Source organism: Demetria terragena DSM 11295, assembly GCF_000376825.1.
Taxonomy (GTDB): domain Bacteria; phylum Actinomycetota; class Actinomycetes; order Actinomycetales; family Dermatophilaceae; genus Demetria; species Demetria terragena.
The window spans coordinates 997,303-1,024,054 of sequence record NZ_AQXW01000004.1 but is presented as its reverse complement, the minus strand read 5'-3'; the positions used below and the strand labels follow the sequence as shown (position 1 = coordinate 1,024,054).

23 protein-coding genes and 1 tRNA gene are annotated in these 26,752 nt (G+C 65.4%); 16 read left to right on the top strand and 8 right to left on the bottom strand.

The features are described from left to right. Positions 1 to 264: 264 nt before the first annotated feature. Positions 265 to 1,248 carry a hypothetical protein gene (locus tag F562_RS18585; RefSeq protein WP_018156624.1) on the top strand — a complete coding sequence of 328 codons (984 nt, stop codon included), beginning with the start codon at positions 265 to 267 and terminating at the stop codon, positions 1,246 to 1,248. 44 nt (positions 1,249 to 1,292) lie between these two features. On the opposite strand, the gene F562_RS0109005 is transcribed toward F562_RS18585, so the two are convergent. The 3 genes from F562_RS0109005 to F562_RS0108995 all read right to left on the bottom strand — a co-directional run bounded on the left by F562_RS0109005 (position 1,293) and on the right by F562_RS0108995 (position 3,773). Further along, complete coding sequence (locus F562_RS0109005; RefSeq protein ID WP_018156623.1) at positions 1,293 to 2,087, bottom strand: ABC transporter permease; 795 nt, start codon at positions 2,085 to 2,087, stop codon at positions 1,293 to 1,295. Further along, positions 2,087 to 3,058, bottom strand: a complete 972-nt coding sequence (locus F562_RS0109000; protein WP_018156622.1) for an ABC transporter ATP-binding protein — start codon at positions 3,056 to 3,058, stop codon at positions 2,087 to 2,089. Before F562_RS0109000 ends, F562_RS0109005 begins: the two co-directional genes overlap by 1 nt. Before the next feature lie 181 nt (positions 3,059 to 3,239). Further along, positions 3,240 to 3,773, bottom strand: a complete 534-nt coding sequence (locus F562_RS0108995) for a YbhB/YbcL family Raf kinase inhibitor-like protein (protein WP_018156621.1) — start codon at positions 3,771 to 3,773, stop codon at positions 3,240 to 3,242. Positions 3,774 to 3,828: 55 nt separating this feature from the next. On the opposite strand from F562_RS0108995, the gene F562_RS0108990 reads away from it, so the two are divergent. The 6 genes from F562_RS0108990 to F562_RS0108965 all read left to right on the top strand — a co-directional run bounded on the left by F562_RS0108990 (position 3,829) and on the right by F562_RS0108965 (position 11,080). Further along, a complete protein-coding gene (locus F562_RS0108990) occupies positions 3,829 to 4,629 on the top strand; it encodes a deoxyribonuclease IV (RefSeq protein ID WP_018156620.1) in 801 nt (266 codons plus the stop codon). 155 nt (positions 4,630 to 4,784) lie between these two features. Continuing rightward, positions 4,785 to 5,990, top strand: coding sequence for a mandelate racemase/muconate lactonizing enzyme family protein (locus tag F562_RS0108985; RefSeq protein ID WP_026181142.1), 1,206 nt, complete (start codon positions 4,785 to 4,787; stop codon positions 5,988 to 5,990). Further along, on the top strand, positions 5,983 to 7,002 hold the full coding sequence (locus F562_RS0108980; RefSeq protein WP_018156618.1) for an Ldh family oxidoreductase: 1,020 nt from the start codon (positions 5,983 to 5,985) through the stop codon (positions 7,000 to 7,002). Before F562_RS0108985 ends, F562_RS0108980 begins: the two co-directional genes overlap by 8 nt. Then, positions 6,999 to 8,249, top strand: coding sequence for an iron-containing alcohol dehydrogenase (locus F562_RS0108975; protein ID WP_018156617.1), 1,251 nt, complete (start codon positions 6,999 to 7,001; stop codon positions 8,247 to 8,249). The genes F562_RS0108980 and F562_RS0108975 overlap by 4 nt, the downstream gene beginning before the upstream one ends. Before the next feature lie 5 nt (positions 8,250 to 8,254). Further along, positions 8,255 to 9,616 (top strand): NAD-dependent succinate-semialdehyde dehydrogenase, encoded by a 1,362-nt coding sequence (locus F562_RS0108970; RefSeq protein WP_018156616.1) that lies wholly within the window; start codon positions 8,255 to 8,257, stop codon positions 9,614 to 9,616. 27 nt (positions 9,617 to 9,643) lie between these two features. Further along, positions 9,644 to 11,080: an Nramp family divalent metal transporter gene (locus F562_RS0108965; RefSeq protein WP_018156615.1), complete on the top strand. Its 1,437-nt coding sequence runs from the start codon at positions 9,644 to 9,646 to the stop codon at positions 11,078 to 11,080. A 49-nt stretch (positions 11,081 to 11,129) separates the two neighbouring features. Here the strand turns inward: F562_RS0108965 and F562_RS18580 are convergent, their stop codons facing one another. Beyond that, positions 11,130 to 11,915 (bottom strand): FadR/GntR family transcriptional regulator, encoded by a 786-nt coding sequence (locus F562_RS18580; protein WP_156822597.1) that lies wholly within the window; start codon positions 11,913 to 11,915, stop codon positions 11,130 to 11,132. A gap of 118 nt (positions 11,916 to 12,033) precedes the next feature. After that, a tRNA-Arg gene (locus F562_RS0108955) sits at positions 12,034 to 12,105 on the bottom strand. Between the two features lie 112 nt (positions 12,106 to 12,217). On the opposite strand from F562_RS0108955, the gene F562_RS0108950 reads away from it, so the two are divergent. The 6 genes from F562_RS0108950 (at position 12,218) to rho (ending at position 20,195) form a co-directional block, all read left to right on the top strand. Then, positions 12,218 to 12,991, top strand: a complete 774-nt coding sequence (locus tag F562_RS0108950; protein ID WP_018156613.1) for a hypothetical protein — start codon at positions 12,218 to 12,220, stop codon at positions 12,989 to 12,991. A gap of 11 nt (positions 12,992 to 13,002) precedes the next feature. Further along, positions 13,003 to 14,367 (top strand): diaminopimelate decarboxylase, encoded by a 1,365-nt coding sequence (lysA, locus tag F562_RS0108945; RefSeq protein ID WP_018156612.1) that lies wholly within the window; start codon positions 13,003 to 13,005, stop codon positions 14,365 to 14,367. Then, complete coding sequence (locus F562_RS0108940) at positions 14,364 to 15,680, top strand: homoserine dehydrogenase (protein ID WP_018156611.1); 1,317 nt, start codon at positions 14,364 to 14,366, stop codon at positions 15,678 to 15,680. The genes lysA and F562_RS0108940 overlap by 4 nt, the downstream gene beginning before the upstream one ends. Then, on the top strand, positions 15,681 to 17,096 hold the full coding sequence (gene thrC, locus F562_RS0108935; RefSeq protein WP_018156610.1) for a threonine synthase: 1,416 nt from the start codon (positions 15,681 to 15,683) through the stop codon (positions 17,094 to 17,096). Beyond that, on the top strand, positions 17,093 to 18,034 hold the full coding sequence (gene thrB / locus F562_RS0108930) for a homoserine kinase (protein WP_040385279.1): 942 nt from the start codon (positions 17,093 to 17,095) through the stop codon (positions 18,032 to 18,034). The genes thrC and thrB overlap by 4 nt, the downstream gene beginning before the upstream one ends. 226 nt (positions 18,035 to 18,260) lie before the next feature. After that, the gene (rho, locus tag F562_RS0108925) at positions 18,261 to 20,195 is read left to right on the top strand and encodes a transcription termination factor Rho (protein WP_018156608.1); all 1,935 of its coding nucleotides are present in this window, start codon (positions 18,261 to 18,263) and stop codon (positions 20,193 to 20,195) included. A 66-nt stretch (positions 20,196 to 20,261) separates the two neighbouring features. Here rho and F562_RS0108920 read toward each other — a convergent pair whose 3' ends face one another. Beyond that, a complete protein-coding gene (locus F562_RS0108920) occupies positions 20,262 to 22,208 on the bottom strand; it encodes an N-acetylmuramoyl-L-alanine amidase (RefSeq protein WP_018156607.1) in 1,947 nt (648 codons plus the stop codon). Positions 22,209 to 22,446: 238 nt separating this feature from the next. Between F562_RS0108920 and rpmE the strand changes: the two genes are divergently transcribed. The 3 genes from rpmE to prmC all read left to right on the top strand — a co-directional run bounded on the left by rpmE (position 22,447) and on the right by prmC (position 24,710). Then, a complete protein-coding gene (gene rpmE / locus F562_RS0108915; RefSeq protein ID WP_026181139.1) occupies positions 22,447 to 22,662 on the top strand; it encodes a 50S ribosomal protein L31 in 216 nt (71 codons plus the stop codon). A gap of 87 nt (positions 22,663 to 22,749) precedes the next feature. Further along, the gene (gene prfA, locus F562_RS0108910; RefSeq protein WP_018156605.1) at positions 22,750 to 23,835 is read left to right on the top strand and encodes a peptide chain release factor 1; all 1,086 of its coding nucleotides are present in this window, start codon (positions 22,750 to 22,752) and stop codon (positions 23,833 to 23,835) included. Beyond that, positions 23,832 to 24,710, top strand: coding sequence for a peptide chain release factor N(5)-glutamine methyltransferase (gene prmC / locus F562_RS0108905; RefSeq protein ID WP_018156604.1), 879 nt, complete (start codon positions 23,832 to 23,834; stop codon positions 24,708 to 24,710). Before prfA ends, prmC begins: the two co-directional genes overlap by 4 nt. Before the next feature lie 184 nt (positions 24,711 to 24,894). Here prmC and F562_RS0108900 read toward each other — a convergent pair whose 3' ends face one another. Further along, positions 24,895 to 25,764 (bottom strand): helix-turn-helix domain-containing protein, encoded by an 870-nt coding sequence (locus tag F562_RS0108900; RefSeq protein WP_026181138.1) that lies wholly within the window; start codon positions 25,762 to 25,764, stop codon positions 24,895 to 24,897. A 91-nt stretch (positions 25,765 to 25,855) separates the two neighbouring features. Next, positions 25,856 to 26,722 carry a helix-turn-helix domain-containing protein gene (locus F562_RS0108895; RefSeq protein WP_026181137.1) on the bottom strand — a complete coding sequence of 289 codons (867 nt, stop codon included), beginning with the start codon at positions 26,720 to 26,722 and terminating at the stop codon, positions 25,856 to 25,858. Positions 26,723 to 26,752: the final 30 nt, after the last annotated feature.

Sequence of the window (26,752 nt, the reverse complement as noted above, 5' to 3'; positions counted from 1 at the left end):
CGGACGTGGTGTGCCCACACTCGGCGAGGCGAGTCGAGAACGGAGTTCTCCCTGGCGCGCGCGGTCCCGCTGAAGTTCGGTCAGACCATCCGTGAGCACAAGCTCACGGATGGTCTGACTGAAGTCGGTCACAGGTCACCCAATCCACAGCCCGCGCCCTTGCGGCAGTGATGTGATGCCTTCTTCACAGGGCGCATCCTGCGCTGGTACGGCGCGCTCGGCACCCGTCATCGTCATCTGCATGAGCTGCGTGAGGCTGTCGAGGTGACGGACACGAACGCCCGCCGGGGCCGTGATCGCCGCTTTGCGCGAGCGCGTGCGGTCGCGGAGCGGAGCGCCGATCAGGGCGGAGTGGTGTCTCGTGGACAACTGCGCGCAGTCGGAATCGACCGATTCGCAGTCCGCAGTGAAGTCGACGCCGGCCGGTGGCGCAAGGTCGGGCGGCACACCGTCGCAGTCGGTGCGGTCTCGGACATCGGGCGATCGTGGACCGCGATTCTTGAGACCGGAGAGCACGCCGCCCTCGATGGTGCGGCGGCCCTTGTCGCGGTCGGCCTGCAGGGGTTTGACCCGCGACGCATCGACGTCACAATTCCGTGGGGTACTCGGTCGCCGCGTCCGGTGCATCCCAACGTGGTCGTGCACCAGCCACGAGTTCGCGGCCAACTGCGGGTAGGTCGCGGCGGTCTACCGGTCATCGTGCCTGAACTTGCGGTCATACGCGGAGCTCGATGGGCCGCGAGCGATCGTCAAGCAGCATTCCTGATCTGCGTGGCGGTCAACCAAGGCGTGGTGAAACCAGACGCCCTCGCGCAGGAATGGGCTCGCGCAGGACGGGGAGCACGCACGGCATTTCTCAATGTTGTGGTCCCCTCAGTGACCGATGGGGTTTCGGCGCTCAGCGAACTCGACTTCGCGCAGGAGTGTCGGAGGCGTGGTCTGCCCAGACCGACCCGGCAGTCGGTGCGCGTGCTGCCGGGGCGGCGGGCATACCTGGATGTCGAATTCGACGCCTATGGGTTCGCGGTCGAGGTCGACGGCAGTCATCACCTCGAGCCTGCGCAGAACATGTCGGACCTGCTCCGCCAGAACGAGGTGGTGATCGGTGGCACCGATGTCCTGCGCATCCCTGTTCTCGGCTTCCACCTCAACCGTGACCAGTTCATGGGTCAGGTAGAGCGAATGTTGAAGATGCGGGGATGGCGGGGCGTGCGTACCCGGCTTGACGTTCGGTCAGACCATCCGTGAGCACAAACGCACGGATGGTCTGACCGGAGCCGGCGGGGGAGGGCTCAACTCACGTCGCGACGTTGGGTGAGCAAGGTCCCGAGGCCGGTGAAGACCGCGGCGTACGCGGCGAGCACCAAGGCGCCTGCCCACCAGGAGAGTTGGGCGGTGTCGCCGGCGTATCCGCCGAGCACTGCCTGGGTGGCAGGCCCGGGGAAGAACTTTTGGATGGTTTCACCGATCTCGGTTTGGGAGGCGAGGAACGTCAGGAGCGGCTCGACGATAAAGGCACCCCCGACCCCGACCAGGATCGCCGCAACTTGGTTGGGGATCAAGATTCCCAGGCCCAGCCCGATCAGTGCCCAAAGACCAAGCACGAGTAGTAGAAGACCAAGCGAACGACAGATCGCGCCGGCGTCCGGAAGCACATCGAAGCCGCGCATGGACAAGACCGTGGCACCGATAGAGACCGAGCCGATCAAGAAGATCACGCCGTACATCACCCCGAAACCGAGGAGAGCGATGATTTTGGCGAAGATGAGTCGCGCGCGACGCGGGACCGCCAGGAGCGAGCCGGTGAGTGTCTTGTGCCGGTACTCGCTGCCGATGGTCATGATGCCGATCACCATGAGAATGACATAGCCGAACGCTGATCCGGCGGTATAGACGTTGGTGGCAAGCTCGGTCGGGGTGAACACCGGGGCGCCGGCCTCGATGGCTTCGCTACTTGGGTCGGTGTCGGAGAGCAACCCGATGAACAACGCCAGCAGTGCGCCTATGGCGAACAACATAATCGCCATGCCCCACCACATACGGGTGGTCAGCAACTTGCGAACCTCAGCTTTAATCGCAGGTCCCATCAGCGCACCTCCTCCTGGATCGATGCTTGGCCTTGCGGGTCGGTCTGCGCTCCGAGGTTGCGGTTGACGTTCTGCGGGTCCTGGGTGAGGCGGAAGAACAATGCCTCCAGGTCGGTCTGGTCCAGGCGCAATTCGTGCACTGGGACGCCGGCGCGGAAGGCGAGGTCACCCACCCGGGTGACGTCGGTCGTCTTGACGTCCAGGGATTGTTCGTGGCGGTCGAACGCGAGCCCCTCGCTGGCCAGAGCCTGTTCGAGCTCCGCCAAGGCGGGCGTACGCACCAGCACTGTGTCGTCTCCGCGCAGCTCGTTGATCGTGCCCTGAGTGATGAGCCGACCGTTGGCCAGGATGATGACGTTGTCGACAGTCTGCTCGACCTCGCTGAGCAAGTGGCTCGACACCAGGATGGTCTTGCCCTCGCTGGCGAGGTGCTTGAGGAAGCCACGAAGCCACCGAATGCCTTCAGGGTCAAGGCCATTCGCGGGTTCATCGAGGATGAGAACCTGCGGGTCGCCAAGCAGCGCGGCGGCCAGGCCGAGTCGTTGGCGCATACCCATGGAGTAGCCGCCGGCGCGCTTGTTGGATGCCGCTGGGAGGCCGACCAAGTCGAGCAACTCATCGACGCGGGCGTCGCTAAACCCACCGGCCGCCGCGAGCACGCGCAGGTGGTCGCGGCCGCTTCGTCCCGGGTGGAAGTTGGTGGCCTCCAGCGCGGCCCCGACGGTGCCAAGCGGGTTGGCCAGATCGACGTAGTTGTGGCCGTCGATCGTCGCGGTGCCGGATGTCGGCCGGACCAACCCAAGCAGCATGCGCAAGGTGGTGGTCTTGCCCGCGCCGTTCGGGCCGAGAAACCCGGTGATCACACCTGGCTCGACGCTGAAACTGAGGTCGTGAACGGCAACAAAAGGGCCGAAGGCCTTCGTTAACCCGCTGATCTCGATGCGTGCGCCGCGCGCCGCGCTGGCGCTCATGTCGTACCCCTAGTGAACATGGTCCCTATCGAACCACCCTCACGCTGGGGCAGGGCAAGCAACTCGCCCGGGTCCAATACTTAAGTCACACGACCCAGCGCCCACGGAACTAACTGCGATACGTGCCTCCTGACGCGGAAATTTCCCGGTCAAGGGCACCTAACGCAGTTAGTTCCCAGGGTCAGTGGGCGTACGTTCCGTGCAGCACCGCGCGGCCTGCCGTCTTGAACGCGAGGTTGAAGGACATCACCGCGCCCGACGTGTTCTCGTCGATGCCGAGGGATTCTTCGCTCACCGCGTGGACAACGAAGAAATAGCGGTGCGGCATGTCACCGGGAGGGGGAGCGGCGCCCATGAAGGCCGCTGAGCCGCCGTCATTGCGCAGCATGTATGCACCGCCCGGCAGGCCAGCCCCACCTTCGGCGCCAGCACCGGCTGGCAACGAAGTGGTGTCGGCCGGGAGGTCGACGACCATCCAGTGCCAGAAGCCGGAGGGTGTCGGGGCGTCCGGGTCGAAGCAGGTGACGACAAAACTCTTCGTGCCCTCCGGTGCGTCCGACCATGACAACTGCGGCGAGCGGTCACCGGCCGAGTTGACCTGGTCGTCCTTGAGTGGCTGCCCTTCAACGACGTCCTCACTGGTGACGGTGAAGGACGGGACGCTGGGCAGCAGTTCGTACGGGTTCGGGGCCTGAGGTCGTTCGAGATTGCTCATGCAGCCATCGTGACACGCGAGCGCGGCTGTCGGGAGGGGGATCTACGGTGGGTCAATGGCTCTACACATCGGTGCGCATGTTGATCAGGAAGACCCCATCGCCGAGGCGCAGGCGCGTGGCGCGAGTGTCGCGCAGATCTTCCTTGGGGACCCGCAGAGCTATAAGGGCCCGGTGATTCGTTTCGAGGGCGGCGCCGAAGGGCTGAAAGCCCGCGCGGCCGAGGCCGGGGTCGATCTCTATGTCCACGCGCCGTACCCGATCAATGTCGCGTCGTTCAACAACCGTATCCGGATCCCCGGGCGCAAACTGCTGCAGCAGCACGTGAGCGCCGCCGCAGAGATCGGTGCCAAGGGGGTCGTCGTGCACGGCGGGCATATCGGTGCGGATGAGGACGCGGCCAAGGGCTTCGACAACTGGCGCAAGTGCATCGATGGTCTCGACATGCCGGTGCCGTTGTTGATCGAGAACACCGCAGGCGGCGACAACGCCATGGCACGCCGACTTGAGGCGATCGCTCGACTCTGGGAGGCCATCGGACAGGCGTCCGGCGGGGACACGGTGGGCTTCTGCCTCGATACCTGCCACGCCTATGCGGGCGGAATCGAACTGCCCACGGTGGTCGATCAGATCAAGGCCATCACCGGACGCATCGACTTGGTGCACGCTAACGACTCGCGTGACACCTTCGACTCTGGTGCTGACCGGCATGCCAACTTCGGGTCCGGGTCGATTGACGAGGAAGAACTCGCGGCTGTGGTGCGCGCTGCACAGGCACCGGTGGTGTGCGAGACCCCAGGTGGCGTTGAGGGGCAGAGCGCCGACATCACGTGGTTGCGGGAGCGCGCTGAGGGCTGAGGTCCTCTTCTCATCCTGATGGCGCCGGCCCCGGTCAAGTGACCTGACGGGCCTGGCCCCGTGACGCCGCGGACCCGATCTCCGCGTAACTCTTGACAGGCAGGTCTGTGCGTGTGACTCTCATCCAACGATTAATCGGATGAATAGGATTAATGATGAGAATCACCGAGGTCGAGACCATCCAGGTCGAGGAGTTTCCTAACCTCACGTACGTGCGCCTGCACACCGACAGCGGTCTGGTCGGGCTAGGCGAGACCTACTTCGCGGCCTCGGCCGTCGCCGCCTGGATCCACGAGTCCGCTGCCCCGGTGCTGCTGGGTGCCGACGCGGGTGACATCACCCGGATCTGGGGCCAGTTGGTTGGCTTCGTCGGGAGCAAGGGGTCCGGGATTGAGAACCGCGGACGTTCTGCGGTCGACATCGCGCTGTGGGATCTGCTCGGCCAGGAAACCGGCAAGCCGATCTGGGCACTGCTCGGCGGTCGCAGCCGTGACTCGGTACCGGCGTACAACACGTGTGCCGGGTATGCCTACACCCGGGGCCGGCCAGAGCACGGGCACCTCCCTGTGGGGAACTGGGGGATCGGAGCCAAGGACGGGCCCTACGAAGACCTCCAGGGCTTCCTGCATCACGCCGACGACCTCGCCGAGGACCTGCTGTCCGAGGGTTATATGGGGATGAAGATCTGGCCGTTCGATCGATTCGCGGAGGAAAACGGCGGGCACGGAATCTCTGCCGCTCAACTCCGTGAAGGACTGGAACCGTTCCGCAAGATCCGCGATCGGGTCGGCGACCGGATCGAGATCATGGTCGAGATGCACAGTCTGTGGGACCTGCCCACGGCGGTGAAGATCGCTCGGGCGGTCGGTGAGTACGAACCGCACTGGTTCGAGGACCCGATGCCGTTGCACAACCTCGACGCCGTGCGTCGCTTCCGCGAACAGGTCACCGCGCCAGTGGCGGTCAGCGAGACCATGGGCACGCGATGGGCCTACCAGGACCTGCTGCAGGCCGAAGCCGCCGATCTGGTGATTTTTGACCCGACCTATGCCGGAGGGATCTCCGAGGCAAGGCATATCTGCGCCCTCGCGGACCTGCACACTCTCCCCGTTGCACTGCACGACTGCGTCGGTCCGGTCTCGATGGCCGTCAACACACACCTTTCGGTGCACGCCCCCAATATCGCTGTTCAAGAGGTGGTTCGTGCCTTCGCGACGGATTGGTACGCCGAGTTGCTGACCGACCTCCCCGCCGTTGAGGACGGCCGTGTGCTCCCGCTGGACGGTCCCGGACTCGGGACCCGGCTCCGGGACGACGTCCTCACCCGTCCGGACGTCACCCGACGGAGCAGCCGTGGGTGAGGTGCAGCGCTCGGTCCAGGAATGGCGTGCCACCTCCGAGCGGGCTTTGGTCCGTGCGGGCGCGCGCCCGCTTGAGGCGGCCGTACAGACCGACGTGTTGATTGAGGCCGAGCTGCGGGGCCACCCGTCCCATGGCCTTCAGCGGCTGCCGACCCTGATCGAACGCATGGCTAACGGGGTGCTCACACCGGGCCAAGACCCCGATCACGTCTGGGTCGGATCTGCGGCAGCCCGGGTTGACGGCCGGGGAGGGTTCGGTCCGGTCGCCGCGCGCCGTGCTGTCGAACTGCTGGTCGAGCGTGCCGAGGTTGAGCCGTGTGTCGTCGCCACGGTGGCGAACAGCGGCCACGTCGGGATGGTCGGCCTCTATGCCGAACAGCTCGCCGAGGCAGGTTTGCTCGGTGTCGTGCTCAGCACGAGCGAGCCGCTCATCGGGGCCCCCGGCGGCCGCGCCGCGATCGTGGGGTCCAACCCGATCGGTATCGGAGTCCCTAGCACCCCAGGCCCGTTCGTCCTCGACATGAGCACCGCTCAGGTTTCGATGGGCAAGGTCCTGCACCACCGGCTCACCGGTCGCCCACTCGGCCCGAACTGGGCGATGGATGGGCGCGGGGAAGCCACCACGGACCCGCACGAAGCGACAGCGTTGCGCGCCTTCGGCGGAGGGAAAGGACTCGGGCTAGCGCTCGCTTTCGAGCTCTTAGTGGGACTGCTTAGCGGCACCGGTCTGGGAGAGGAAGTCGCGGGCACGCTCGACACGGATCGTCCCAGCACCAAGGGTGATCTTCTCATCGCGCTCGATCCCACCCCGTTCGTCGGCGAGGGCTGGCGGCATCGGAGTTCCGACTACCTCGACGCCGTTCGTTCGAGCGCAGCGGGGACGGACCCAGTCCTAGTCCCCGGTGATCGAGCCCGACGCAGTCGTGAGCAGGTCATGGCGCGCGGCATCGCCGTCAGCACCGAGCTCGCCGCGACCGTTACCGCACTAGCCAATGAGAAGGATCCATCATGAACGTTGCCCACGGCACAGCGACGACACCGCACGGTGTGCTGCGTATGCCTCGCCAGACGATCTTCGGCTCCGGTGCCGTCGCGCAGGTCGCGGTATTTGCCCGCGAGCTCGGTCGACGTGTCTTCGTCGTGACCGACGAACACATCGTCCAGCAGCCGGGTGTGCGCTCCCTGCTCGCGGATTTGGAATCGAACCTCATGGTCGAGGTGTACGACCGCGCTGAGCCGGAGTTGCCCATCGCGGGGACCCGGGACGCGCTGACGGTAGCGCAGGCAATGGCCCCCGACGTGATCGTCGCGGTCGGCGGCGGCAGCTCGATCGACCTGGCCAAAGTCGTCGCCGTACTCCTCCAGCACGGCGGGAGCCCGCGCGACTTCTATGGCGAGAACATGGTGCCCGGACCCGGGATCCCAGTGATCGCGGTGCCGACGACCTCCGGCACCGGCTCAGAGGTCAGCCCCGTCGCGGTCATCGCCGACGACGAACGTCAGTTGAAGGTCGGCATCTCCAGTCCGCACCTCGTACCTGAGATTGCCGTGGTGGACCCGACCCTCACCCGGACCTGTCCGTCGTCGGTCACCGCGCACTCCGGACTCGACGCCTTGGCGCACGCCGTCGAGTCCACCACGGCTCGCCCGCTCGTGCCGGCCTGGGACGCCACGCTCCCGCTCTTCGTGGGGCGCAACGTGCTCGCAGCCCATTCCGGCGTGGCCGCAGCAGGGCTGGTCTCGCGGTGGCTGATCGCTGCCGTGAACGAAGGGCAGCCAGCCGCGCGCGAAGGAATGGCCGAGGCCAGCCTGCTCGCCGGAATGGCCCTCGGCACAGGCGGGACGACAGCGGCGCACGCGTTGCAGTACCCCATCGGCGCGATGACGCATACGCCGCACGGACTCGGCGTCGGCTTGCTGCTGCCGTACGTCCTGGAGTTCAACCTGGCGCACTGCACGCCACAGCTGGCGCGCGTCGGTCGAGAGATGGACGTCCACGGCGTCGATGACCGCAACACCGCAGCGCTCGCCATCGATCGGGTGGCCGAGCTGGTCGCCGAGAGCGGCACGCCCACCACCCTGCGTGAGATTGGCATCGACCGCGCCCAACTACCGGAGATTGCTGAGGCGGCGCTGGCCGTCAAGCGACTGCTCGACAACAACCCGCGGCCCTGCGATCGCGATGACCTGGTCCGGATCCTGCAAGCAGCGTGGTCCGGAGAACGCAGCAACCTCACCCCTGACGCCAAGGAGCTCTGACCCCTGTGAAGACCATCAATCCGGTGACCGGTGACCTCATCACCGACTACGACGAGACCACACCCGCCGAGCTCGAGCAGGTGCTCGACCGCTCCGTGAGCGCCTACCGAGGGTGGCGCTCGACGCCGATCGAGGAGCGAGCCGCCTTCCTGGAGAGTCTCGGGGACGTACTGACCGAGATGGTCGAGGAGATTGCCGGTCTCATCTCGACCGAGATGGGCAAGCCGATCACCGAGGCCCGGGCGGAAGTGCACAAATCGGCTGCATGCTGCTACCACTACGCCACGCACGGCCCGGAGCAGATTGCCGACGACGTCGTCGACTTCCCCGAGGCCGAGGACGTCAGGGTGCGCTACCGGCCGATCGGTCCGGTTCTGGCCCTGATGCCGTGGAACTACCCGCTGTGGCAGGTCATTCGATGTGCCGCGCCGATTCTGCTCGCCGGAAACACGATGGTGCTCAAGCATGCGACCAACGTCAGCGGCTCCGCACTGCTGATCGCACAGGCGATTGATCGGGCGAAGGGGCCGGCTGATCTGCTGCAGGTCGTTCTGGTCCCGGGACGTCAGGCCTCCGCCCTAATCGAGGACGACCGGGTGGCCGGGGTAACGCTCACCGGTAGCGAGCAGGTGGGCGTGCAGGTGGCACAGGCATGCGCGCCGCGGTTGAAGCCGTCGGTGCTCGAGCTTGGTGGCAGCGACCCATTCCTGGTGCTGGGCAGCGCGGACGTTGAGGCCGCGGCACAGACGGCCGTCCGGGCACGCTTCCAGAACACCGGTCAGAGCTGCATCGCCGCCAAGCGGTTCATCGTGGTGGAAGAACACGTGGAGGAGTTCACCCGGTTGCTCGTTGAGGGTGCCGCGCAGCTCGTCGTCGGTGACCCCCACTCGGACGACACTCAGATCGGTCCGATGGCTCGTCGCGACCTGCGCGACGAACTCCACGAACAAGTCCGGAGCACGGTCGACGCAGGGGCAACCCTGGAGTTGGGCGGAACGGTCGAGAGCCCGGAAACCGCGTACTACCCGCCCACCGTGGTGTCGGGTGTTCAGCCCGGCATGGTGATGTTCGACGAGGAGACCTTCGGGCCGGCCGCGGCGATCATCACCGCGCGAGACACCGAGGACGCGGTCGACCTGGCCAACCGGAGCCGCTATGGGCTCAGCTCCGCGGTATGGACCGAGGACGAGGAGGAACTGTCCGTCGTACGCGAACACCTCGATGTCGGCGGAATCTTCGTGAATGGCATGACGGCGTCGGATCCGCGCATCCCGTTTGGCGGCGTCAAGATGTCTGGCTGGGGTCGCGAGCTGGGCGAATTCGGACTCAAGGAGTTCACCAATGTCCAGACCTACCGACGCAACTAGACCCCAAGACCGATCGAAGGAAGAATCATGACCCAGAATGCCGCCGATCCCGGCTCGACAGGCTTCCGGCTGCGTACGCGCAACCTGCCACCCCCAGAGGTCCGAGATCTACCGGAGCCGCCTCGGCGGATGTGGCGTCTGATCGGCCCGGGCGTTGTGGGCTCGGGGATCGGGCTCGCTTCTGGCGAGTTCATCCTGTGGCCCTACATCACCTCCCAGGTCGGCCTGATCTTCCTGTGGGGTGCCGCGCTGGGTGTGATTATCCAGTGGTTCCTCAACACCGAGATCGAGCGCTACTCCCTCGCGACGGGTGAGACCGCAATCAGTGGGTTCAACCGCTACTGGAAGCACTGGGGCTTGGTCTTCGTTCTGTTGGCCTATCTGCAGAACCTTTGGCCCGGGTGGGCGACGTCCGCGGCGACGATGTTCTCCTACCTGTTCGGCGGAAACGTCACCGTCATCGCGGTCGTGATGCTCCTCGCCATCGGGCTCATGTTGACCCTCGCTCCAGTGGTCTACTCGATGATGGAAGGTCTGATCTTCCTCAAGGTTGCGGTGATCGGCGTGTTCTTCGCGCTGGCGTCCGTTCTGGTCATCAAGGCGAGTTCGTGGCAAGCGCTCCCCGATGCCGTGACCAACGTCGGCCGATTCCCCTCCGATTTGGAGTTCGCCGTCCTCATGGGCGCCATTGCGTTCGCCGGCGCCGGCGGCGCTCAGAACCTGTGCCAGAGCAACTGGATCCGTGACAAGGGTTTCGGAATGGGGGCGTACGTCCCACGTCTTGTCAGTCCGATCACGGGCGAGGAGAAGGTCATGGGGGACACGTCGGCCTATGTTTTCGACCCGACGCAGGAGAATCTCACCAAGTGGCGCCGATGGTGGCGCTTTGCGAACTGGGAACAGGCGATCGCCTTCGCACTCGTCACGGTCGTCACGATCACTCTCACGTCACTGCTGGCACATTCGACCGTCCAGGACGAGTCGCAGGTGGCGAACTCGATCGACTTCCTCTTTACCGAAGGTGAGGCACTGAAGGGCGCAGTGGGCGGATGGTTCGGCACGCTCTTCTGGGCCGTCGGCGCCTTCTCACTCTTCGCGGCATCGGCTGGCGTGGTTGACTACGCCAGCCGTATTACCGCCGACACGGTCAAGCACTCCTATCTGCAGCGCTCGCGGATCAGTGAGAGCAAGATCTACTTCGTGGCGGTGTGGGGACTGGTGCTCTCCGGAGTGGCCATCCTGAGCCTCGGGCTGAGCCAGCCGCTACTGCTCCTGGTCATCTCAGCGTGCGTTGCCGGCTTGTGCATGTTCCTCTACAGCATGCTGCTGCTCTTCATGAACCGGACTGCTCTTCCGAAGGCGATCCGTGCCGGTGGGTTCCGGTCCTCGGTGCTCATCTTCTGCACCGCATTCTTCGGAGTGCTGTCGGTGATCACCATCGCCGAGCAGATTCAGCGCTTCTGATTCGACTCGTACCAGATGAGGAAGGGCGCCACAGCTGCGACGCCCTTCCTCATCGGCGCTCAGCCGCGGCTCGGACCTCTCGGTACGACGCCTCAACGATGCGATTCGCCGTGTCCTTGGCCTGTTGGGGTTCGCTGCTATTGACGAGTTCGGCCAGTTGCTCGTGCAGGCTGATCGCGTCGGCTGAGATGTCGGAAGGAAACGTCAGTAGCTCGCTACGGACGTCCAAGCACGCGGCCAGCGTCGTGCGCAGATCGGCGAAGATTCGGTTGCCGGATCCGCGCAGCACCCATCCGTGAAAGGCGATGTCGGCCTGCACGAAGTGATCCTTGCGACGGTCCTGCACAGCTCGGCGCATGAGCGCCGCGCTGTCGAGCAGTCCTTGGATCGCTTCGGGGTCCTGGAGCTCGGCTGCACGGTAGGCGGCAACCGGTTCAACGCCCAGCCGGAACTCAACCAGGTCCCTGATGGTCCCGAGTTGCTCGGGGCCATCGGCGCGCCAGCGGATCACGTCGGCATCGAGGAAGCGCCACGTGTCGGTTTCCTGGACCGAGATCCCGAGACGCGGTCGGGCGCTCACCAAGCCCTTCGACTGAAGCACCCGCAACGACTCGCGAATGACCCCGCGCGAGGTGCCGAGATCATGAGTCAGTTCATCGATCGTCAGGGAGGTCCCGGCTGGGAGATCGCCGGTCACGATCGCGCGGCCGAGTTGTTCGACTACTTCATCGTGCAGGCTCGCTCCACCCGTCGTGGGACGCGGGTTCCAGGTGGGCGGGGCGGGCATAAAGGGGTCTCTCGGCTCAGGGAAGCAATAGTCCGATGATTCTGTCACGGGGTGTTTGTGGCCGGCGGGGGTGGCGCACCGGGAGTCGGGTTACCTCACGTCCTTCGACGCAACGATGCCCGTCAGCCGCGTAAGACACGGCTGACGGGCATCGTTAACCCAAAGGTGCCCCCTGCAGGATTCGAACCTGCGCTCCCGCCTCCGGAGGGCGGTGCTCTATCCCCTGAGCTAAGGGGGCGCGAGCGTTGAGATTACCAGCGCCCGACCCCGAGTCCGAATCGGCTGAGACCCGCGGACTCAGCGGCCCCAGCCGGGACGTCCGCCGTCACGAACTTTCTTACACTCGCGGGGTGACCCCCGAGGAGATGGCTGCACAGATCGGTGCGCGCGTTGGCCGGGACGTACGCCCGCGTCCTGACCTGCATGCTGCGCCGTGGCGGTGGCTAGTCCCGGTGGCCGGAAGCCAGATGGCGGCGTCTGTGGCTGCGGCGGAGGTCAGCGGCGCCGCAGCGGATGGTGATCGGGTGGTGGTGACGTTGACTGACGCGAACGTGCGTGAGGCGGTGGAGCGTGCGGCGCAAGTGCCCTTCGATCGGACCGATGGTGCGCTTGAGCGCACTATCGGTCCGATCGAAGGGCGGGGGAGGGCGCTGGTGCTCACGCGTGACGGGCGACGAGAGGTGTCGTACGCCGCGCTAGCCGAGGAGGTCGGTGTCGACGCTGCGCGCTGGGCGGTGTTGCGGATGTCCGACAGTCATCAGATCGACTGTGCGGCAAGCGATCTCGCGACCCTGACCCTGAGGAACCCGATTTTTCCGGTGCTGCTGGCAGTCTCCCGGCTCGAGACGTTCGGAGGTGGGAGCGACCCCGGTGGCGTGGTCGCCGCACTTACGGCCGAGTGGCCGCTCGTCGTCGCGGACACCCGGCGCACCGGTCGTACCCGACCGCTCGCGCTGCACGTCGAGGCGCTGGCGGGCGCGGTGCTCGACTGGTGGGAGCGTGGGCAGGGTGGTCTCGATGCGACTCTCGTGCCGTGGACGGGCGAACGCCTCGCGCGCGCGGCCCGTATCGTTCTGAGGGCCGGACTCGCGGTAGCCGACGTCCGCGCCCCTGCCCGAATCTGAAGGAGCGACTCGTGAGCACCACTCGCGCTGACACCTTGGCGAGGCACGTATGGCCGCGCTCGGCTGAGCGCACACCGGACGGTGCGATCAGCATCGGCGGCCTGGACGTCCGCGCACTCGCGGCCGAGGTCGGGACCCCCGTCTACGTCATCGACGAGGAGGAAGTCCGCACTCGAGCTCGTGAATTTCGGGCGGCCTTCACGGACGCCTTCGCGCAGATCGGCGCGCAAGCAGATGTGTATTACGCCGGGAAAGCGTTCCTCTGCACGGCGATGGCTAGGTGGATTCACGAAGAAGGTCTACGCCTGGACGTGTGCTCGGGCGGCGAACTGGCAGTAGCCCAGCGTGCCGGTTTCCCTGGTGCGCTGCTTGGTCTGCACGGCAACAACAAGTCCGAGGCAGAGATCGACGCGGCCGTCGCCTACGGTGTCGGCCGCATTGTGGTCGACTCGTTCGAGGAGATTGAGCGCGTCGCGCAGGCCGGGCGTCGGCATGGTGTGGTGGTGCCGGTCATGCTGCGAGTTAAGACCGGAGTCGAAGCGCACACGCACGAGTTCATCGCCACGGCTCACGAAGACCAGAAATTTGGCTTCAGCATCGGCAGAGGCCAGGTGAAGGACGCAGCCGCTCGGGTGCTCGATCAGCGAGATGCGTTGCAATTATTGGGATTCCACTCCCACATCGGGAGTCAGATCTTCGATACCAAAGGCTTTGCAGAGGCAGCGGTCCGTCTCATTCGGCTCCAACTCGACGTCGCACAGGCGCACGCCATCACTCTTCCCGAGCTTGACCTGGGCGGTGGCTTTGGCATCGCCTACGTCGATTCCGACACCCCGCTGGCGTTCGATGACATGGCCCGGCAACTGGCCGAGATCGTGCAGCGTGCGTGCCAGGAGGCCGGAACTCCGGTGCCGCACATCTCGGTCGAACCAGGTCGGGCGATTGTCGGGCCTGCGGGCGTGACGGTCTATGCGGTGGGCGCCGTCAAACCAGTTCAGGTCAGCGATGACTTCGTACGCACTTATGTGAGCGTCGATGGCGGTATGAGCGACAACCCGCGCCCGGTGTTGTACGACGCCGACTACACCTGTTCCCTCGCCTCCAGAACGAGCGCAGCGGAGGCAGTGGCGACGCGGGTGGTCGGAAAACACTGTGAGAGCGGCGACATCGTGGTGCGCAACGTGGACCTTCCCGGCGACGTGACGGCCGGGGATCTGCTCGCCGTGCCGGCGACCGGTGCGTACTGCCGGAGCCTGTCAAGTACCTACAACTACATCCCGCGACCGCCGGTGGTCGCGGTACGCAACGGTGAGGTCCGCACTCTGATTCGTCGGGAGACGATCGCGGACATTCTTGCGCTGGAAGGAGATTCGTGAGTCGCACGGACAGTCAGGGAGCGTTGCGCATTGCGCTGCTCGGATGCGGAACCGTCGGGTCGAGCGTGGCACGGAGGCTGCTGGATGGGCCAGAGGACTTTGCTCAGCGCATCGGTCGTCCGATTGAGCTCGTCGGGATCGCGGTGCGCGACGTGGACAAGGCGCGTCCCGGCATTCCCACCGAACTGCTCACCACTGACGCCGAAGGTCTGGTGGCCGACGCCGACCTGGTCGTCGAACTCATGGGCGGGCTGGAGCCAGCTCGCGCGCTGATCCTGCGGGCCATCGGCCACGGTGCGAGCGTCGTGACGGCCAACAAGCAACTGCTCGGTGCCGATGGCCCCAGCCTCTACGAGGCAGCCTCGGCCGCAGGTGTCGACCTCCAGTACGAAGCCGCCGTGGCGGCGGCTATCCCGCTGATCCGGCCCATGCGAGAGTCGCTTGCCGGCGACCATGTCCGACGAGTCATGGGCATCGTCAACGGCACGACGAACTTCATTCTCGACAAAATGAGCCGCACTGGCGCCGACCTGCAGGACGTTCTGGCCGAGGCGCAAGAACTCGGGTATGCCGAGGCTGACCCGACCGCCGATGTCGAGGGCCACGACGCGCAGGCCAAGGCAGCCATCCTGGCTTCGCTCGCGTTCCATTCCCGGGTCGGCACCGATGATGTGACGTGCGAAGGCATTTCCCAGATCACCAGCGACGACATCCGCGCCGTCCGCAAGATGGGTTGCGAGCTCAAGTTGCTTGCGATCTGCGAGCGGGTGGTCGGCTCCGACGGCAACCCGGCGGTGAGCGCGCGAGTCCACCCGACCATCATTCCGCGCTCGCATCCGCTGGCCACGGTGCGAGAGGCGTTCAACGCGGTCTTTGTCGAGACCGAACTCGCCGGTGACCTCATGTTTTATGGCCAAGGAGCCGGGGGCGATCCCACCGCGTCAGCCGTGCTTGGTGACCTCGTACAGGCCGCCCGCCATCGCGTACTGGGTGGTCGCGGTGCGGGGGAGTCGGCCTACGCGGCGCTGCCAATACTTCCGCTGAGCGACATCCGAACCCGCTACGCGATTCGCCTAGGCGTGAAGGACGAACCAGGTGTACTCGCTTTTGTGGCAACGGTATTCGGCGAGTCTGGAATCTCTATCGAATCGATGTTGCAAGGCATCCGACGCAGTGATGACGGTCTGGCTCCGCTCACGATCTCAACGCACGAGGCAACCGAGCAACAGGTGAACGACGCGGTGGCCAGATTGCGTGACCTCAACTCGGTGGGCACGGTGGCCTCGGTGCTGCGCATGGAAGGTATCGAGTAAATGCAGTACATCTCTACGCGCGGCGGTGGCGCCGCACGCACCTTCACTGAAACCTTGCTGGAGGGGTTGGCCTCCGACGGCGGACTCGCGGTGCCGGCCGATCTGCCGACTATCAGCGCCGAGCACCTGCAGCAATGGCGCTCGTTGAGTTATGCCGAGCTCGCGGGCAACGTCATCGGCCTGTTCGCGACCGACATCCCGCGACCTGATCTGATGCGCCTGTGCCAGGCGGCTTACACCCCAGCGGTATTCGCCTCCGAAGTGCCCTTGCGAGCCATCGATGACCAGCTCACGCTCGTCGGCTTGTCAGAAGGCCCGACGCTGGCGTTCAAGGACATGGCCATGCAGTTCCTCGGCCACGCGTTGGAGTATGCGCTCGAGCGAACGGGTGGAGTGCTGAACGTTCTCGGGGCAACGTCTGGCGACACCGGATCTGCCGCAGAGCACGCCTTGCGCGGGATGGACCGTATCGCCGTCTTCATGCTGTCCCCGCAGGGAAGGATGAGTGATTTCCAACGGGCACAGATGTATTCGCTGCAGGATGACAACATCCACAACCTCGCGGTCGAAGGTGTCTTCGACGACTGTCAGGACCTCGTCAAGGAACTTTCGGGAGATCCTGCCTTCCGCAGTACGCACCACCTTGGAGCCGTGAACTCCATTAACCTCGCGCGCGTCACTGCGCAGATCGTCTACTACGTCTGGGCCTGGTTGCGCGCTACGGATGACCAGCAGACGCATGAGGTGTCCTTCGCCGTGCCCTCGGGCAACTTCGGCAACATCCTGTCCGGCCATTACGCCAGGCAGATGGGTCTACCTATCCGGCAGTTGGTGTTGGCGGCCAACGAGAACAACGTGCTGGATGAGTTTTTCCGCACTGGGATCTATCGCCCACGTGCTGCCGATCAGACGCCGTCTACCTCCAGTCCGTCGATGGACATTTCCCGTGCGTCGAACTTCGAGCGCTTCGTCTATGACCTCCAAGGCCGCGATCCGCAGCGAGTCCAAGCGTGCTGGTCGGAGTTGGCATCGACCGGAGCCATCGACCTGTCGGACGAAACAGATCGGTTCGCGGCGGAGTTCGGGTTCGTCAGCGGGACGAGCACCCACCGCGACCGACTCGAGACGATTCGATCGGTCTACGACGCCACGGGCCAGTTGATCGATCCACACACCGCCGACGGGGTGGCGGTCGCGCGCCGGTATGCCACCGGGGACGTGCCGATGCTCGTGCTGGAGACGGCCAAGCCCGAGAAGTTTTCGCAGACAATCCATGAGGCGATCGGTGTCGAGTTGGAGTTGTCGCCTGCGCTGCACACCATGATGAGCGCCGAGCAGCGGGTCACCTCGATTCCCGCGTCAGCCGCGGCATTGCGCGAGTTCATCGGCGAGCGTGCACTCAAGGCCGGCCCATGACTTCGGATACCCGCGCCGAAAGTCCGGTGCCATCTGGCCAGGTACGCCTTGAGGTTCCAGCGAGCTCGGCCAATCTTGGCCCTGGCTTCGACTCGATCGGCATGGCGATCGACCTGTGGGACTCGGTCGAGGTCGAGATCGGTGGCGACCAACTGCTGATCGAGTGCGAGGGTGAGGGCGCTGCCGCGGTCCCTCGCGACCGTACGCACCTGGTCTTCCGGTCGATGTCGGTGATGTGGCACGGCCTGGGGTACGCCACCCCGTCGGGTGTAGTGCTGCGCTGTCGCAATGCGATTCCGCATTCGCGCGGGCTGGGTTCGTCGGCTGCCGCCATCGTCGCCGGGGTCACCGCCGCAGCGGCACTGGTCGGCATCGACCCGAACTCCGCGACGGGCCGGCAGCTCATCGGAGATGTCGCAGGTGACTTGGAAGGGCACCCGGACAACTCGTCGGCCAGCGTCTACGGAGGGATTACGGTCTCGTGGGCCAATGACGACGGAAACGGTTGGCGCACAGCACAACTCACGCCTCACGCGGACCTGCGGGCCATCGCCTTCGTGCCAGATCGACAATTGGCCACCGATGAGGCGCGGGCCGCGCTGCCGACGAACGTGGGGCACGGTGACGCGGGCCGAAACTCCGGGCGCGCGGGGCTGTTGACCCATGCCCTGACCCAAGACCCGAGTTATCTCCTGCCCGCGACGCGGGAGTGGCTGCATCAGGAACAGCGCCGCGCTGCGTACCCGGCATCCATGCATCTCGTCGATCGGCTGCGCTCGGCGGGGCACGCTGCCGTGATCTCCGGTGCGGGGCCTACGGTTCTGGTGCTCACGACCAGTGGCGATCAGGACACCGTGCTGAGTTATGCGGACGAGGTCTGGAATCCGATCTCGCGCCCCATCCCCGACACGGGTGTGAGGGCGCATTCGCGGCGTTGAGCCTGAGCGTGTAGATTGATCAACGCATCACGGCAGAAGTATCGGGGAACGTCCAGATGCCGCAGCCACCCGTTCAGCGGGGATGCACCACACCTCACGAGTGCGCGTCGTTCGCGACTGGGCGAAGTCGTCGCCCGTGAGTCCTTGACGCGGGGAATCACTCCGCCAAGTAACACCCCAATTAGCGCCCGGTGACCGGGCGCCAGACGAGGGGGAAGGAACCTTCGTGACAGACACCACTGAACTCACCGCGCCCACATCAGGTGAGTCGCAGGGACGCCCCAACCTCAGCACCATGAAGCTGGATGAGTTGAAGCGCGTCGCTGCATCCATGGGCATTACCGGCACCTCCAAGATGCGCAAGAGCGATGTCATCGCCGCGATCAACGGTGGCCGAGGCGGGTCCAGCGCCCCCGTGAAGAAGTCCGGCAGTGCTCGCCGCGCGGCCTCGGCGCCGCAGACAGCACCCGTCGCGGATGCCGCACCTGCGCCCGGAGCCACGGCGACCACCTCGGTGCCTGAGCGCACCCGGGAGGAAAAGCCGGCAACGGAGCCGCAAGACAAGGCCCAGGACAAGGCCCAAGACAACGCGCCGCAGCAGAACGCGGACCGTGACGAGCAGCCAAAGCAGCGCGAGAACCGCCGTGGCGGCGAGAAGCGGCAGCAGGATCAAGGCGACGGCAATCGCCAGAGTGATCGCGACAACCGGCAGAACGACAACCGGGACAACAACCGCCAGAGCGACACCCGGGACAACCGGCAGAGCGATAACCGGGACAACAACCGGCAGAACGACAACCGTCGCAACGAGAATCGGAATGACAACCGGGGCGACAACCGGAACAACAACCGGGGTCAGGACAACAATCGTCAGGACCGCAACCAGGACCAGGATCAGGATGGCGGGGGCCGCGGACGCCGCCGCCAGCGCGGACGCGATCGCAAGCGTGGCCGCGGTCGTGGCAATGACTTCGGCGAGGTCGACACGCAGATCCGCGAGGACGACGTGCTCGTGCCCGTGGCCGGCATCTTGGACATTCTTGACAACTACGGCTTCGTGCGTACCTCGGGCTTCCTGACCGGCGCGACCGATGTCTACGTGCCGATGAACCTGGTCAAGAAGAGCGGGATGCGCAAGGGTGACGCCGTCACCGGCAAGGTGCGTGCGCTGCGCGAGGGCGAGCAGCTTCCGGCTCGCCAGAAGTTCAACGCGCTGGTTCAGGTCGATACCGTCAACGGCAAGTCGCCAGAAGAGGCGACCGAGCGGGCGGAGTTCGGCAAGCTCACGCCGCTCTACCCGCAGGAGCGCTTGCGCCTCGAAGATGGCGACCCCAAGCACATCACCAACCGGGTCATCGACCTCATCGCGCCGATTGGTAAGGGCCAGCGTGGTCTGATCGTGGCGCCGGCCAAGGCCGGTAAGACGCTCATCATGCAGTCGATTGCCAACGCGATCACGACCAACAACCCGGAGTGCCACCTCATGGTGGTGCTTGTGGACGAGCGTCCTGAAGAGGTCACCGACTTCCAGCGCTCGGTCAAGGGTGAGGTCATCGCCTCGACCTTTGACCGTCCGGCAACCGACCACACGCAGGTCGCCGAGCTTGCGATTGAGCGGGCCAAGCGACTCGTGGAGATGGGTCTGGATGTCGTGGTCCTGCTCGATGGCATCACCCGTCTGGGGCGCGCGTACAACCTCGCGGCACCCGCCAGCGGTCGCATCATGTCCGGTGGTGTCGACTCGGCAGCGCTCTACCCGCCGAAGAAGTTCTTCGGCGCGGCCCGCAACATCGAAAACGGTGGCTCCCTCACCATCCTGGCCACCGCACTCATCGAGTCTGGCTCCAAGATGGACGAGGTCATCTTCGAGGAGTTCAAGGGCACCGGAAACTGGGAGCTGCGCCTGTCGCGTCAGCTTGCCGAGCGCCGTATCTTCCCGGCGGTGGATGTCAACGCATCCAGCACCCGCCGCGAGGAGATCTTGCTCGGCCAGGACGAGCTGAAGATCATGTGGAAGCTCCGTCGGGTGCTCGCCGCGCTGGACAACCAGCAGGGCATCGAGTTGCTGCTCGACCGACTCAAGAAGACCAAGAGCAACCCTGAGTTCCTCATGCAGGTTCAGCAGACCTCGTCGATCAAACTCGACGATGACGACGACTAACCGCACGATCTGATCGATACGAAAGGCCCCGCCAACGGCGGGGCCTTTCGTGTGCTTGGAACGGGCTTAGCGGTGGATGTGGTTGCGCACCTCAGCGGCGCGGACAAAACTCACTCGGTGTCCGAAGCTGATCTGGTAATACTGATCGCGTCCCTCGATGTTGACGTGGTCCCCGGGGGTGTCGGCGTCAAAGGTCTTGGCCTTGTAGTACGCAGTCTCCGGGTTGTCATCGGTGACGACGTATGCCTGACCGGCTGAAATCTCGTACAACAGTGGGCTGACTTCCTGGACGTCGTCCGGGTTGTCGTACGCCTTGGCCTCCGGGTAGCAGCGCCCGTAGGTCTTGGCAGTTGAGCTGGCTGGGCGGATGACCTTGCGACGTTCGCGCACGACGCGAGCCCTCGGCTCCAGGCGCGGGTTGTAGAACCACGCCTTGACGCCGAGATACCAGATCGCGGTCCAGTCGTCGCGTACCTCGGCGACGACGAACTCCAGACCGGCGGTGGCACGAGCACTGATATCGGACACCTCGGTCGAGGCGGGCTCGCCCTTCTGGTGCAGGCCGATGTCGTTCACCAGGTCAGCCTTGTGGCGCGGCTCGACCCGCAGGGTCACGAAGTTGGTGTCGCGGACTTTCCTGCCGCAGGTGTCACCCGGGCCGTCGCAGCCGGTGATCGGCTGCTTGTTGCCAGCGAACCCAGGCAGGATGCGTACGACTGACCCGACCTCGGCGCGGCGGTTGGAGGTGCCACGCTCCAAGGGGGCACCGAGCAGATCGAAGTAGTGCTCCCAGTCCCAGAACGGGCCCGGGTCCCAGTGCATCCCAGCAATCGTCGCAGTGGTGGTTCCGGGGACCTGGTCGTGTCCGATGATGTGGGCCCGGTCCATGGGAATGTCGTACTTCTTACAGAGGTACTTCACGAGCCTGGCGGAGGTGCGATACATCGGCTCCGAGTACCACGGGGCACCTTGCGCGGCGAAGCCTTCGTGTTCCAAGCCGATGGAGGTGGCGTTGATGTACCAGTTGCCCGCGTGCCAGCCGACGTCCTGGGGTCGCAGGTGCTGGGCGATGTGGCCGTCGGAGGAGCGCAACGAATACTGCCAGGACGCGGGGCGCGTGGTCTCCTGGATTAGTTTGAGGACGCCCGGGTACTCGCCTTCTGTGTCGTGGATGACGATGTACCGAATCTTGGGCGACCGCGGCCGTTTGGCGAGGTCGTGGTTGCCATATTCGAGAGTTCCGTCCTCGCCGGCGAACTCGTCGTAGGGCGCCGGAATCCACTCGACGTTCAACCCCTTCGGGGCATCGATCGGACCGCGCTTGGGTTTGCCCTTGGGCTTGCGGCGGGAGTGACGCTCCAGCCGCTCACGCTGACGGCCAGGCGACCCGACACGACGTCGGGCCGTGGCGAGGCGTGACCCGTCGGCGAGCGTGGCGGAGGTCCCGCTGCGGACGTTCGCCAGGACCGAGTCGGCGAAGCGCATCATCGAATCGGTTGAGGTCAAGCCACTGACTGCCGCCACGGACTCGTACCACTCGGCGGGATCGGTGTCTTGGCCCACGGGGTGCCCCGCGGCCTTCTGTCGGGCGGCTAGCAGAGCGGCGGCGCCACGAATGTTGGCCTCGGGGTCCTCGCGGAGGGACGTGGCGGATAGGCCGGTCGCACGGGCGGCATCGCCCAAGGTGTCGAGAGATCCGTGACCGGGCTTGTCCGCACGCAGTCCGGCTTCGCGGGCTGCCTTGCCGTCGACTAGGTGCATCGGGCCATAGCCCAGCGAGGCGCTCGGGCGGCCATCGTGGTCCTGCCACCGGGTCTGGGCGTAGGACACCCCGGCGAGGAGCGCCACGGGCACGCCGTACTCCTTTGCGGCCTCAGCAAAGGTGGGGTGTTGATCGACGCGGATGAGGGCCGTTGCGGGCTCAGCCATGACCGCCGTGGCGGAGACGGCGCCAGCGGCCACCAGGAAGTGTCGACGGGACAATCGTGAGGTCGGCATGGGATTGCGGGGCATGGGGCTCCTCCTGAGGTGCGGTGTTAATAAGTCACCATGCCACCGACCGCCGCGACAATTGTTGCAAGTGGCGCATTTGATGGCATCCGTCCCACGAACAGGTGCTGCGTGGGTCAGGGAATGAACGGCGAATCGTTCTCGTTTAGGTGACTACGTGCCTGATCTGGCAAAATGGCGCGCTGGTCATCCGGTTCACGCCCAGGGCGACCCGGAGACATCAAACATCAAGGAGACTGCCGTGAAGAAAGACCTTCACCCCACGTACCACGAGACCCAGGTCAGCTGTACCTGTGGCGCCTCGTTCACCACGCGTAGCACTGCCGAGAGCGGCAAGATTCACGCCGAAGTCTGCTCGCAGTGCCACCCCTTCTACACCGGCAAGCAGAAGATCCTCGACACCGGTGGTCGAGTTGCTCGCTTCCAGGAGCGCTACGGCAAGAAGGCCGCCAAGTAGCTTCGCGAACGCGCCGGTCTCGTCCCATGGGGGACGGGGCCGGCGTTCGTCGTTTCCAGAGCCGCCACCGTCCCCGAGAGGTCCCCTATGTTGGAGTCCGCAGCAAGCGTCGTTGCCGAGTACGCCGAGCTCGAGCGCCAACTTGCCGACCCCGAGGTCCACAGCGATCCCGCGGTGTTCCGCAAACTCAACAAGCGCTATGCCGCGCTTGGACCCACGGTGAGCGCCTATCACGCCTGGACGGCGGCCAACGACGACCTGGATGCGGCACGTGAACTGGCGACCGAGGACGCGGCTTTTGCCGAGGAGGTCCCGGCACTCGAGGCCGAGGCCAGTAGCGCGGCCGAGCGATTGCGTACGCTCCTGCTGCCGCGTGATGAAGACGATGACCGGGACGTGATCCTGGAGGTCAAGGCGGGTGCCGGTGGCGCCGAGGCGGCGCTCTTCGCCAGCGACTTGGTCCGGATGTACCTGCGCTATGCCGAGCGCTCCGGGTGGCGCGCGGAGATTGTGGATGCGACGGAGTCTGACCTGGGCGGATACACCGATGTGCGCCTGAGCATTCAGGCTAAAGGCGTGATGGAGCCGGGGACCCAACCCTGGGCGCGACTGAAATATGAAGGCGGCGTCCATCGAGTTCAACGGGTTCCAGTCACCGAGTCGCAGGGACGCATCCACACCTCAGCCGCCGGTGTCTTGGTCACTCCTCAGGTGGAGGAGGACGACGAGGTAGAGATCGGCCCGAATGACCTCAAGATCGATGTTTACCGCTCGTCCGGCCCCGGGGGCCAGTCGGTCAACACCACCGACTCCGCCGTGCGCATCACCCACCTGCCAAGTGGTCTGGTGGTCTCCTGCCAGAACGAGAAGTCGCAGCTGCAGAACAAGGAATCGGCGATGCGCGTCTTGCGCGCGCGACTTCGGCAGTTGCAGCTCGACGAGCGGGAGGCGGAGGCCTCGGCCGTCCGCAAGTCCCAGATTCGCACGATGGATCGCAGTGAGCGCATTCGTACCTACAACTTCCCCGAGAACCGGATCGCTGACCACCGGACCGGATTCAAGGCCCACCATCTCGACACCGTCTTGGACGGCGGCCTGGCGGAGGTCATCGATTCGGCCGTCGCTGCTGATGAAAACGCACGGCTGGCGGAGTTCGACGTGGCCGACCAGTGACCCCATCAGGGTCCTGGCGGATCCGAGAGGTCGCAGCCAGGTTGCGGGCCGCGGGCGTGCCGTCGCCGGAGTCGGACGCGGTCAGTCTCATGGCCCTCGCTGGAGGCCGGACCGTTGCGGAGGTGCGTCGCGCGGACATCCTCGGAGAGCTCCCTGCGAACGATGTGCTCGCCCGTCTGGAAGGACTCATTCAGGCGCGGTGCGAGCGCATACCGCTGCAGCACCTCACCGGTTCTGCACCCTTCAGGAATCTCGAACTCGCTGTGGGGCCAGGGGTTTTCATCCCGCGCCCTGAAACGGAACTGCTGGTCGATCTGGTGCTCGCGGAGTTGTCGGAGGGCGGGCGAGTTGTCGACCTGTGCACCGGTTCTGGAGCGCTGGCGCTCGCCATTAAGCAGGAGCGTCCCGATGCCGTCGTCCACGCGGTAGAGCTTGACCAGCACGCTCACGCCTGGGCCGAGCGCAACGCCGCCTCGCTGGGCGTCGACATTGACCTGCGCCTGGGACGCGCGCAGGAGTCTTTTCCCGAACTCGACGGAACAGTCGATGTGGTGGTCAGCAATCCGCCCTACATCCCGGTAGGCATGGTGCCGGTTGACCCGGAGGTACGCGACCACGACCCAGAGGTCGCGCTCTTTGGCGGCAGCGACGACGGCCTGCGGTTTCCCCTTGAGGTGGCCGCACGCGCCTATGCGCTGGTGCGCCCAGGTGGGGTGCTGGTGATGGAACACGCCGACGTGCAAGGCGACATCCTGCCGGAGCGCCTGGGCCGCTCAGGGTGGGTCGACATCGTCGATGTTCCCGACCTCGCGGGCAAGCCGCGGGCTGTCCGGGCCCGGAGGAAGCCGGTTGTGGACAACCCGCACAATCCCTGAGTTACCGCGCCCGCAGGCGCCGTCTCAGTCATCCATGGGGGCAGTTTGATGACCGGTCTAGCGCGCTGCGGGGCGGCGTTATCCATTCCGTCGCATCCGGCAGCGTGAGTCAATTCGAGAACACTGTTTCCGCCGATGTTGCCGGAAGAACTGCCGGTTTTCGGTCGATCGTCCAAAATATGGTCTACTCCCACTCCCACCTAAACCCGTAGTGGCCGGGCAGGGCGTGGCGCCGCACAACTTGGGCGTGATGATCGCGGTCGAGGGGGGAGTCGCCTACCACTCGTTCGGGCGCGCTGCCTATCTTCTCGATCTCCCAGACGCGAGCTGGTGGGTGCTCGAAAGTTACGCCGACGACGAGAACATCGATGACACGTTGGGCAATACGACCTGCCTGGCAGCGGTCGCTCGCGCTGGCGGAAGTCCCCATGATGTCGGATCCGGCAGGCGCCTCAAGGGCGAACTCCAGCGCGTAGATCTCGCCGAGTTGCTTGGGCCGGTCGAGCCCCAACTCGATCACCACAAGTCCGTTGGCAGGAAACTCATGGATGTCGAGCGGTTCACAGCCAATGGTCTCGGAGACGTAGACCTGCGGAAGGACGCCTAGTTCGTCGGAGAGGAGGGGGATGCAGTAGGTATCGATACCGTCGCGGCGTGCCTCGATCGTCACGCTTGATCTGGCCCCGCTCCGTTGCCGGTCAGCGCCGACGTAAAACGTGTTCCACGTCGCGAGCACCCGCTCCTCAATCTCCGTACGGATGGTGGTCTCAGCCGCGATGAGGTCCGGTCGTTCGGGGTTGAGTTCGGACAGTGATCGACCACGGTCGGGGGACCACGCCCGCAAGAACGCTTCACGCTGGTCGTGCTCTAGTCCGGCGGCCTTGGCGAGGGACCGAAGAGACGAGTAGTGCGGTCGTTGGACGTGCCCCCGCTCCAGCCCTCGAATGGTGCGCTCACTGACACCGGAGGCTTCCGCCAGGCCACGCTGGGTGAGTCCGCTGACCTCCCGCAGCCACCTGATGGCCGCGGGCCCGCCGCTGCCTACGGACGGCATCTGGCACCACGCTGCCCGGAGTCGCTGTGGCCCGGCATGTGCTGCACGGGCAGAAGCATAAGCATGGAACCTAGTGTGCCCGCGGTACCTGTCAGGACGCCGACGGGAGGGGGAATGTCCACTCGAAGCCATTAGCTCCCGCGCGGACGTCTCGCACCACGTAATGGGCTCGGCCGTGGCGATCCACCTCGATGGTGCGGACCTTCCGGCGAGCGCCGTTCTCATCGAGATCCACGACCCACAGCTCGTCTGGCGGCGACTCGAACTGGACCTCGAGGACCACCAGAGGGGTCACACGATGGGTGAGCCTCATGAACCATTCGGTGGGATCGGAGAACTCCGGGGGCGGGTAGTTCTCGAGGGTGACCGTGAACTCGAACGCGCCAGATTCGCCCCGCATCAGGGTTCGGTTGAGGTGGAGCTCGTAGACGATGACGCCGATGTCCGCGAAGTGATGGCGCTGTTGAACGCTGGCACCGGTGGTGGTGATGGCGATTCGCGGTGGCTCCTCGTGCACCTGATAGGCAAACGGAATGACGTAGGTATCGACCCGGTCGGAATTCGCCTCCAAGACCACCCGAGTCGTATAGCTACGCACCATCTCGTTTCTGACGACGTATCGCGTCCAACACGTGATGAGGTGCTCTTCGACGTCGTTCTGAAGAATGATCTCGGCCACGACATCCTCGACCGAGGAGAGCTTGCGACTGAGCTCGGTCAGCGAGCGAACCCGGTCGGGGGCCCATGCCCGCAAGAAGGTCGCGGTCTGGAGTGAATCCAGTTCGGCGGCGTCGACGAGAGCGTGCAGGGATGCCTGATGCGGAGTGGCGACCTGGCCGCGCTCGAGACCTCGGATCGTCCGCTCGCTGACCCCGGAGAGTTCCGCCAGGCGGCGCTGCGTGAGGCCGCTGACCTCGCGCAGCCAACGCAGTGCTTCAGGACCTGCATGGACCGTCATTGATCCATTGTGCAACGCCTCCTGAGTGCG